Consider the following 10,211-nt stretch of genomic DNA (forward strand, 5'->3'; position numbering starts at 1 on the left):
ACGGCAGATTGGATCCAGGAAATGAAGGAAAGTAAAGGCGTGCTCGGTCGAAGTGCCCGCACCCAGTCCGGTGTTCAGCGAGTGGTGGACCTCCAACTGACCACCGTGTACGGCGATTTCCACGCCGTCGGCTATTTGGACCTCGAACGCGGGGATGAACAAATGGCCCTCATATACGGCGACATCGACGGAACGGAGGAAACGCTGACCCGGCTGCATTCGGAGTGCCTCACCGGCGACTCCTTCGGGTCCACGCACTGCGAGTGCGGCGACCAGTTGTCGACGGCCTTGCGTGCCATCGTGGCCGAAGGACGCGGCATTCTCCTCTACCTCCGCGGCCACGAGGGCAGAGGGATCGGGCTGCTCGCCAAACTGCAGGCCATGAAGCTCCAGTCGGAGGGCCTGGACACCGTCGAGGCGAACCTCGCCCTCGGTCTCCCCGTGGACGCCCGTGACTACGGCGTCGCCGCGGACATGCTGCACGACCTCGGCGTGCCCTCCGTCCGCCTGCTCTCCAACAACCCGCGCAAGCGGGAGGCCTTGGAGCACCATGGCATCGAAGTCGCCGAACAGGTCCCGCTGTTGATACCGCCGCGTGAGCAGAACCTCAGCTATCTGCGCACCAAGCGGGAGCGTCTCGACCACCATCTGCCGCATCTGGACGCCGTCATCCACTCGTCCTGAGCGGGGGACGCCGCCGACGGCGTGTATGGGCGCGACGGCCTGCCGTCGCGCCCGGCGGTCGTCGCCATTTCGGGTGAACTCCCCTGATAATCGGGCGGTTTGGGTGAAGGATCCGCCTACCCTTTTATCGCATTCGAGTGATCGGTGGCGTGTGTCGGTCCCGCACTGGGCTCGATGACCCTCGGGGGGTTCGCACGATGCAGCGGTGGGTGAGTCGAGGCGGGTCCGTTTGCTGCGTACGCACCGGCCGGCTGAGCGCGGTAGAGCCCTGCGGCAGGGCCCTGCGTGTGGGCTCCGCGATGGCTGCCGCCCTGGGGGCGGGGCTTGGGGCGGCCGTGTCCCTGCCGCCAGACGTAGGAGTCCCCGTTGCGCACGGGACAGCCGCTCTCTCCCTTCTCGCGCGGGCCCGCATGGTCTCGGGGAGGGTACGTCTGCGGCTGCTGCTGTTCGCCTCCGCCTTGGCGGCCGGCGGTTTCCACCACCTTTTCACCCGTCAGCTTCCCCCCTCCCCACAGCAGTCCGCCGGAGTCTTCCAAAGCGTCGTCCAGCTGCTGGCGGTCGCCGGGATCGCCGTGTGTCTGGGACTGAGTGTCGTCGGTCTGGTGGTGGCGGCCGCGGACAGCGGCACCTTCCTGACCTCGTTCCGGCGAGTCCTGGACGGGTGGATGATCACCGGGTCGCTGCTCACGCTGGGCTGGGTGCTGTTGCTGCATCGTGCGGGGCAGGGCGACGACGTGTCGGCGTCATTGCTGGGCTCCGCACGCGTCGTGACGGACGTCTGCGTACTGGGGCTGCTGGTCGCCCTGCGCTACGGCCAGAAACCCGCGGAACGCGAAGCGGTCACCTTGTCCGCCGTGGCCCTGGTCATCCTGACCCTGAGCGACACACTGCGCATCCTCCTGCCCGACCCGGGCACCTGGTACGGGATCCCGCTCGCGGCGGCCGGCTCCATGATCGGTCTGTTCCTCGTCGCCACCACGCCGTGGCTGCCGGGAGGCGCCAGCGTCATGCGTGTCGACCAGCGGGTCATGCCGGTGGGCGGGGTGGTGGCCGCCTTTGTGCCGGTGCTCGTCTGCGCGCTGTCCCTGGCGGCCCACACTCTGGCCGGTGGCCGCATCGATGTGGTGATGGTGGTCCTGGCGGGTTCCGTACTGCTCGGGCTGGGCGCCAGGCAGGCCGTCGCGCACGCCGATCACCTGCGCATCACGCGGGAGACCGCGGCCCGGGAGGACCTCTACCGGACGATGGTCGACGGCTCGTGCGATGTGATCACGATCGCCGGTCCGGACAGTCGCGTCCGCTACGTCAGCCCCGCCGCGTACCCGATGTTCGGGTACCGCCCCGAGGAACTGGTGGGCGCGCGCCTGCCCTTGTACTGCCACCCGGAGGACCTGGCGCCGCTGATGCAGGCCATCGAAGCACTGCTGCGGGATGCCCGCTCCGGCACCCGCGGACCGGTCCGTTCCGTGTCCTGCCGGGTTCGGGCCGCCGACGGGCGATGGCGCCACGTCGAGTCGACGATCAGCCGCCACACCCAAGGAATGATTTTCAGCAGTCGTGACGTGACCGAGCGGGTCAGGCGGCAGGAGCAGCTCGAACACCTGGCCTTTCACGACACGTTGACCGGTCTTCCCCACCGCGGGCTGTTCGCCGACAGAGTCGCTCACGCGCTGCGGAAGCGGTCCGCCGGCACGCACCCGCCGGCGGTGCTCTTCGTGGACCTCGACGGCTTCAAGGCCGTCAACGACACCCTCGGACACGCGGCGGGCGATGCCCTCCTCGTCCAGGTCGCCCGGCGTCTGCAGGCATCGATGCGCGCCGGAGACACCATCGCCCGCCTAGGGGGCGACGAATTCGCCGCGCTCCTCGAAGGAGAGGCCGGCACACGCCCTCCGTCGGCCTGGGAGGTGGCCGAGCGGATCCTGTCCGCCCTGACCAAGCCGTACCGCATCGGCGGTACGGACGCGGTGGTCTCGGCCTCCATCGGCGTTGCCGTGGCCACGCCGGGGATCACTCCCGAGGAGATCCTGCACCACGCCGACCAGGCCATGTACGAGGCCAAATCCGCGGGAAAGAGCCGCATCCACATGCACCACTCGCCGACATCGGATCGTACTGAGCCTCGGTCCTGCACTCCGCTCTGAGTGCTGGTTCACGACCGGGCGAGGCGGTGGTGGAGACCGGCCGTGAGCTGAGCGACCGCGTGGCTGTAGAGACCGGTCCGCCGGTCTTCGGGAGTGTCGCGGCGGGTGCGGAAGTGCAGGGAGGAGAAGAACCGCTCGTACACCTCCCACGCGTCGCGGCGCGTTTCGAGGCTGTCCAGTGTCTCGCCGGTGTCGGGGACGTGCCGCAGATAGCTCTCCAGGAACCGGCGGATCCGCGTACCATCCAGCGGCAGATACCACGGCGGAGCGGGTACGCGGCCGCCGATGTAAGCCAGGTCCCGCGCCGGATCGCCGATCTCGGCCCATTCCCAGTCCACGTAACGCGGCGTGCCGGCGTCGTCGACCAGGATGTTGGGAACCACGAGGTCGCCGTGGACGAGGGCAAACCGCTCCAGGCGCCGGAAGGCGGGTTCCGACGCCGCCATGAAGGTCTCCACGCGGGGGAGTAGCCGACTCACCTCCGGGTCCTCGATAACGTGCGGGAATGTCTCGCTCCACCAGGTGAGGCCGGCGGTGAACAGGCGGGTCGGCGACAGATACGTGGCCCGGTCCGCCGCCGGTGCGCCTACGTCACCGCACCGGTCGAAGGCCCGCGCGTGGAGCCTGCTCATCTGGCGGGCGTGTGCGGCCAGCAGTCCGTCGTTCCACTCCGCGGGCCTGAGCACCCGGCCGGGAACGTATCCGCACACCATGTAGGGCGACCCCAGAGGGTTGTCGCGTGCCTGTTCCAGCAGCACGGCCGAGGGTCCGATGCCGTCGGGAAGGAGGGCGAGGGCGGCGAACTCCTCGCTCATCGGCCTGGGCAGGTCCTCGGGGGCCCGGCGTGTGACCCGGACGACCAAGGGAGGAGTCCCGTCGACGTCAAGGCGCCAGGCCGTGTAGCTCTCTCCCTGTCCCAGCAGCCGGACCCTGGTGTTCCGTGGCGCGGGTGCTGCTGTCTGCTCGGGCAGACCCAGGCGCCCGGGCTCGGTCTGCGCCAGGCGCTCGATGCGGGTGGCCATGTCGTGTGCGGACTGCTCGCGGCTCACAGCGTCAGCTTCCCCGGTGATCCTGGCGTGGGTGGGAACACGTGCGGCCTTCGCATGTCCTCGGTGTCGTAGGAGTACAGCCATGCCCGGTGGTGGAGCGCGGCGGAACGGCGCATCGCCTGGTCGCGGGCGTGCTGTTCCTCACCGTCGGCGAGGTGCATACCGGCAGCATTGCCGCGGGAACCGCTCTGGATCGCGGCGGTGCGAGGGACACGCAGGGACTGGTATCGCCGCAGTGCCGCGGGCGCTGTCTCCGGGCGGGCCTCAGCCAGGCATGCGGCGAGGTCCATCGCGTCCTCGATGGCCTGGTTCGCACCCTGCGCCATGAACGGCAACATGGGGTGCGCGGCATCACCGAGCAAGGTCAGCCGGTCCGTCGACCATGTGTGCAGCGGCTCACGGTCGTGCAGCGCCCAGTGACGGACCTCGTCGGCAGCTTGGAGAATGTCGCGGACCGCGCCGTGCCAGCCGTCGAAGGCGCCGCGCACCGTGGCCGGATCCGCCGTGGCCGACCACGACTCCGTGAGCGGGGCGTTGAGGGAGGAAATCGCGGCGAAGCTGATCAGCTTGCCTCCGGACACGGGGTAGCACACGAAGTGCCCGCCCGGTCCCAGCCACAGCCTGACCCGGGGCCGGCGTGCGGCAGGCGACAACCGTTCGGCAGGCACCAGCCCGCGGAACGCGCTCAGGCCGGAGAAGACCGGAGTGTCCTGTACGAGTTCGTCACGGACAACGGAGTGAATGCCGTCGGCACCCACGACGACGTCCGCCTCATGGAGAGTCTTGTCCTGGAACACCAGACGCACCCGGTCCTGGAGTTCCTCCGCACGAACCAGCCGGTGGCCCGGCCGGAGCTCGCCGGGCCCGGTGAGTGCCCGTAGAGCATCGTGCAGATGCGCCCGGTGCACGCTGTAGTAAGGGGCGCCGAACAGCTGCTCGCACTCGGCCCCCAACTCGGTACGGGCGATCAACGCGCCCTTCCAGCTCTGGAACTCGATCGCCTCGATCCGTACAGCGCGTTCCCTGAGCGCGTCACCGAGCCCGAGCCGACGCAGCGGCCGGACGGCGTTCGGGGCGAGCTGGACGCCGGCGCCGATCTCGGCGAACTCCCGCGTCTGCTCGAAGACCACACAGGAAACGCCGGCTGCCCGCAGCGCCGCGGCCAACGTCAGACCGCCTATTCCCCCGCCGACAACGGCGATCCGCAGGCCTCGCTTCGCCCCCGTCCCGCGCCCCGTCCTCTGCGTCTTGTGCCCCGCCCTCTGCACCGATTCCGCCTCCCCCTTGAGTTTGGCTCAGTCCGCGACGGCCTCGTGCAGGATTCCCTTCAGTTCCCGGAGGAACGTGGGTGCCGCCGCGGGGCGTACCTGGCCCAGGAACTGCACGGTCAGGTCGTGGCGCGGATCGACCCAGAAGGTCGTGGTGGCGGCGCCGCTCCAGCCGTACGCCCCTGGAGTGGACGGCGTCCCGCTGCGGTCCGGGTCGGTCACGACCGAGACGCCGAGGCCGAAGCCGACGCCGGCGTTGTCGGGTTGGTCGTGAACGGGGCTGCCGAAGGTACGGAGGTCGCCGGGGAGGTGGTTCGAGGCCATGGTGTCCACCGTCCCAGGGGCGAGGAGGCGGATGCCGTCGAGTTCTCCGCGCCCGCGGAGGAGTTCCATGAAGCGGTGGTAGTCGTGGGCGCTCGCCACCATCCCGCCGTTGGCGGAGCAGAGGCGCGGACGGCTGTGCAGGGGCCGGCCGGGAGTCGGGTTGACTCCGCCCTCCTCGTCCTCCGCGTAGAGCACGGCCAGCCGCTCGGCCTGGTCCTGACCGACCCAGAACCCGGCGTCCGCCATCCCGAGCGGCCGGAAGATCCGCTCGGCCAGGAACACGTCGAGCGGACGGCCCGACAGCACCTCGACGAGACGCCCTACGACGTTGGTGGCGACCGAGTAGTTCCACTCCGTCCCCGGCTCGAACTGGAGCGGCAGGCGCGCGTACACCGCGCAGGCCTCGGCCAGGTCCGCGTCCGGTGGGTCCGAAGGCTCCACCCCCGCGGCACGGTAGAAGTCCTCGACGGGGTGGGCGTGATAGGAGCCCATGGTCATCCCCGCGGTGTGGGTGAGCAAGTGCCGGATGAGGATGGGGCCCTTGGCCGGGTGGGTCGTGACGTCCGGTCCGGCCCCGCCCGCGTAGACCTGCGGTTCGGCGAAGGCGGGGAGATGCCGGGCCACCGGGTCGTCGAGGTCGAACAGGCCCTCCTCGTGCAGCATCAGCGCGGCGACGGACACGATCGGCTTGGTCATGGAGTAGATCCGCCACACGGTGTCCGGCTCGACCGGCAGACCTGCCTCCCGGTCCCGGAGGCCGCACGTAGTGAGATGCGCGACACGGCCGTGACGGGACACGGAGACCAGGTACCCGGGCAACCGGCCGTCGTCGACACGGCGGGCGAAGTGCCGGTCCAGCCGGTCCAGCACCGTCGGATCCAGGCCGACCTCGGCCGGCTCCACCTCCTGCCGCAGCTGACCCATCGTCTGCTCCCCTCGACGGCCGACCACTTGATGCCTGATGACCAGGAATGGAGAGGTCATCCGAAGGAAATCTACGGCCGCACCCGTCGGCACGCGACGCACCACACCCCGCGCGGCGAAGTCGTCTTCCCCCGCGTCGAGGCGGGCGGGCGCGCGGAGCACTCGTCCGGCCATCATGTGCGCCAGTGCGCTGAACTGCGGCTGGGGACCGGATCCGGATCGCCGCAACGCGCGTCATAGAGGGCGGATGGCTGCCCTGTGCGAGAGAGAGCGGTTCGAGCCGGACGAGAGCGGAAGACCAAACGGCTGTCGTGATTACGTAGCGTGAGGCAACCATTCGCCAGTTCGATTCGTATATCTCCGTGGAAGCCCTGCAGACCTGCCAGGCACCATGACGCCAGAGAGTCATGATCTGCCTGATGTGGTAAGCACCGAGCAAGGAGAACCAATGCGACCGTTCGCGCTCAACTATGCCCGTCCGGCACAGGAGTTGGAGGCCAGCGTTCCGTATGCCTATGACTCCAGATTGCAGTTGAACGTTCTCCCCGACGGGCGGATCGCCGCTCATGACTACGCCGTGTTGCGGGAATTGGGAGCCACGACGTCCACCGCGGGCTCGAAGACCCACTTCGACGACTGAAGACGGACCCCGAACGATGACGGTTCTGATCCTGACGTGCGAACAGGATGTAACCGCGGACATGGTGGTGGCGCGACTGGACGGAACGGGAGTTCCGGTCGTCCGCCTCGACCCCGCCGACCTGCCCGGAGGCGTAGCCCTGTCGGGTGAGTACGTGCACGGCACCTTCCGCGGCCATCTGTCCACCGGCGACCGGTTGGTGAGCATGAGCGGTCTGCGGTCCGTCTGGGTCCGCAGGCCAGGCGTGCCCGCGACACGGGTCGCCGAGGCGTCCGCCTGGCTCACCGAGGAGTCCACGCAGGCCCTCTACGGCATGCTTCGCTCCACCGGCGCACGCTGGATGAACCACCCCGACGCGGCCCGCCGGGCACGCCACAAGCCCTGGCAGCTCCATCTCGCCCAGCGCAGCGGGCTTCCCGTACCGGCCACCACGATCACCACGTTTCCGCAGGCGGCCCGCGACTTCGCGGCACGCTTCCCGGACCTGGTGGTCAAACCCGTCTCGGGCGCGCATCCGCAGGAGCCGCCCAGGGCGGTCCCCACCAGCAGGGTCGCACCCGAGACGGATTTCTCGGCCGTCGCTTTCGGCCCGACCCTGCTCCAACGGCGGGTGGCCAAACGCGCCGACATCCGGCTGACCTGTGTCGGCGACCGTCTCTTCGCCGCACGCAAGCCGGTCGGCCCGGACGCCGACCCCGACGAGGTGGACGTCCGTTTCGCCGTCTCCACCGCACCCTGGCACCCGGTCGAGACCCCGCCGCGCATCGCCGCGAGCGTGCACCGCTACCTCCAGGATGCCCAACTCGCCTACGGTGCCTTCGACTTCGCCGAGGACGCGGACGGGATCTGGTGGTTTCTGGAGTGCAACCAGTCAGGTCAGTTCGGTTTCGTGGAAATCGAGACGAACCAGCCCATCGCGGGTGCCGTCGCCGACTGGCTCGCCGCTCCTGGCCCGGATCCGGCCATTTCCAACGGCCGGCCGCATTTCACCGAGTGCCCCGGATAGCACCCGGCGCCGGGCGAGGGCCCGGCGCCGGACAACGACGGCCGCTCCGTCGAACACGGCCCGTAGGCCGGTTAGGCCGAACACAGCCCGTAGGCCGGTCACTTCGACGTGAGCCGTATGCACAGACCGCGAGCCGTGAACACCGGCTCTGCGTCGTAGCCGTCTCCGTCTCCGTCGACCGTGATGCGGCCGAACCGGCCCTGCAATACGGGGGCGTTGATGACCGGGATCAAGGTGCCTGGCGTCGGCGGGCGCTTCTCGTCGAGTCGGACGACGAGCGTGCTGTCCCGGTCAAGAGCCACACGCCTGGTCACCGTCAGGGCCGGTACGCCGTCGTCGGTGAGTGTCACGTCGAGCGTGGAGCCGGACGACTGGGCGTAGGCCCCCCGTACCCGGAGTGCCGAGGGCAGCCGCAGCGTGCCGCCCTCGATCCGTACGTCTCCGCAGCCGAGCGCGTCCCGTGAACCGGCCGCCAGTACACCTTCTTCCAGGGTGGTGCCGCCGGTGTAGCGGTTGGCTCCGGTGAGGGTCAGTGTGCCGGTGCCCCGCTTGACCAGCGCACCCCGCCCGTCGATGGCGTTGCGCCAGGTGTCGGCCGCCGAGAAGCCGCCCTCGGAGGCATCCATCGCGACCAGTACGTCAGAGTCGAACCCCCCGTATCCGTCGGCGGCGGCGAAGAGGTTCAGCCGGCCCCACTGCTCGAAGCCGTCCAGCAGGACGAATCCCGCGGGCAGCGCGGTCGTCCGCAGCACCTCGCGTCGCTGGGCGGCGGAGAGGTACGGCAGGCGCGTCTCGAGGAGGACCTCGGCGCCCTTCGGGACGGTCATGCGGTCCCGAGCGGGCCGCTGGGGCAGGACGTAGGTCAACCGGGGGGTGACGCCTGCCGAGTTGCGTGCGCGGCTCGCGTACGGATCCGTGTCCAGGCCCGCCGAGTGCGCGTACGCGTACAGCGTGTCGGCGGTGGTGCCGGTCTGCTGCTGGAAGTACGCGGCGGCCTGGGCACGGGCCGCCGCCTTGAGGCCGGCGTTCTTCGGGTCGGCTAGCGTCGCGGCCGCGAGCGCCGTGGCGAGGACGCGGCCACCGATCACGTCGACGGTGGAGTGCATGCCCGAGACGATGCGCGTGTGGGAGAGCTCGGAGGCGCGGGCCACCAGTTCCTGGAACCGTTCCGGAACGGCGTATGCCATCGCCAGCGCCGCGAGATAGAAGGCGTTGGTGTGCCCGCTGGGGAAGCCCCCGTCCTCGGCCGGGTCCTCCGACCGCTGCCGCAGCAACTGCGTCACGACCACCACGTCGGACGCGTAGACCGGGTAGCCGAGCGAGTCCTTCTCGCCGGTGTCGACGACCTCGCTGTCCTGCGTCATGCGCCAGGGACGCGGGTACTGGTACGCGAACTTGCTGGGGTTGCCGGAGGCGAACGGGCCGCGCACGGTGTCGACCAGTTCGGCCACCTTGCCGAGCTCGGAGTCGTGGGAGCCCGCGCCCAGCGCGGAGCCCGCCGGGGCGTCGGCCGGCAGCGTGTCGTTGATCTTGCCCGCCGGTACGCCGTCCGGCGCGGACGTGATGCCGGTGACCGCCTTCGCGCCCGCCTTGTAGAGGTCGGCGAGGGGGCCCAGGCCCGCGATCACCGCGTAACTCTGGTGCTGACGGTCATGGATGAAGGCCAGCCGCGCCTGCGCGTCGGTGCGGCGAGCGGTGACGCGCGCGCAGTAGCGCATGTTGGCGCGCAGGACGTCCGGCATGAGCGGGATGCCGGTGTTCCAGTCGGAGCCCGTCTTCCAGACCTTGGCGAAACCGTCGAGGATGCGGATCGCCGCGTTGGTCTCGGGGGTCTGATTGGTGAGGGTGTTGGTGGTGTAGGAGTCGACGAAGGCCGGGGGAGAGGCTGCCGCGGCCGGCCAGGTGGTGAGTGCCGGAGCGGCGATCAGTCCCGCCGAGACTCCCACGGAGTTCCGCAGGAACACGCGCCGGTCGATGCCGGTGCCCTGCCGGTTGTGCGGTGGAAGGTGCGGGGGACGGGTCTGCTGCCCGGTCATGTGGTCGCCTCTCTCGTGGGAAAGTTCGGGGACTTCGGAAGCTCACGGTTGTCGGTGGGTCGGGGGCGTGTGCCGGTGCCTCCGGCGGTTGGGCGGGGGGCGCCTTCTGCCGGTGGGTGGGTCGGGGGCGGGGGCC

8 protein-coding genes are annotated in these 10,211 nt (G+C 69.9%); 4 read left to right on the forward strand and 4 right to left on the reverse strand.

What is annotated here, in order from left to right:
- The first annotated feature begins 21 nt into the window (after positions 1–21).
- Positions 22–684: a GTP cyclohydrolase II gene (gene ribA, locus FE633_RS18720; protein ID WP_119099153.1), complete on the forward strand. Its 663-nt coding sequence runs from the start codon at positions 22–24 to the stop codon at positions 682–684.
- Between the two features lie 410 nt (positions 685–1,094).
- Positions 1,095–2,828, forward strand: coding sequence for a diguanylate cyclase domain-containing protein (locus FE633_RS18725; RefSeq protein WP_171060019.1), 1,734 nt, complete (start codon positions 1,095–1,097; stop codon positions 2,826–2,828).
- 8 nt (positions 2,829–2,836) lie between these two features.
- Here the strand turns inward: FE633_RS18725 and FE633_RS18730 are convergent, their stop codons facing one another.
- From FE633_RS18730 to FE633_RS18740, 3 genes are read right to left on the reverse strand one after another with little or no spacing between them, the layout of a single operon-like run.
- Positions 2,837–3,877, reverse strand: a complete 1,041-nt coding sequence (locus FE633_RS18730) for a phosphotransferase family protein (protein ID WP_171060020.1) — start codon at positions 3,875–3,877, stop codon at positions 2,837–2,839.
- Entirely contained in the window at positions 3,874–5,145 is a 1,272-nt protein-coding gene (locus FE633_RS18735) for an FAD-dependent monooxygenase (RefSeq protein ID WP_425473191.1), read from the reverse strand. Before FE633_RS18735 ends, FE633_RS18730 begins: the two co-directional genes overlap by 4 nt.
- A 27-nt stretch (positions 5,146–5,172) precedes the next feature.
- On the reverse strand, positions 5,173–6,393 hold the full coding sequence (locus FE633_RS18740; protein ID WP_138046414.1) for a serine hydrolase domain-containing protein: 1,221 nt from the start codon (positions 6,391–6,393) through the stop codon (positions 5,173–5,175).
- Between the two features lie 448 nt (positions 6,394–6,841).
- On the opposite strand from FE633_RS18740, the gene tgmA reads away from it, so the two are divergent.
- Positions 6,842–7,033: a putative ATP-grasp-modified RiPP gene (gene tgmA / locus FE633_RS18745; protein WP_119099162.1), complete on the forward strand. Its 192-nt coding sequence runs from the start codon at positions 6,842–6,844 to the stop codon at positions 7,031–7,033.
- A gap of 16 nt (positions 7,034–7,049) precedes the next feature.
- Entirely contained in the window at positions 7,050–8,039 is a 990-nt protein-coding gene (gene tgmB, locus FE633_RS18750) for an ATP-grasp ribosomal peptide maturase (RefSeq protein ID WP_138046319.1), read from the forward strand.
- Between the two features lie 98 nt (positions 8,040–8,137).
- Here the strand turns inward: tgmB and FE633_RS18755 are convergent, their stop codons facing one another.
- Positions 8,138–10,075 (reverse strand): phosphatase PAP2 family protein, encoded by a 1,938-nt coding sequence (locus FE633_RS18755; protein ID WP_138046320.1) that lies wholly within the window; start codon positions 10,073–10,075, stop codon positions 8,138–8,140.
- Positions 10,076–10,211 lie beyond the last annotated feature (136 nt).

The sequence above is a fragment of the Streptomyces montanus genome, from assembly GCF_005786655.1.
GTDB lineage: Bacteria > Actinomycetota > Actinomycetes > Streptomycetales > Streptomycetaceae > Streptomyces > Streptomyces sporangiiformans.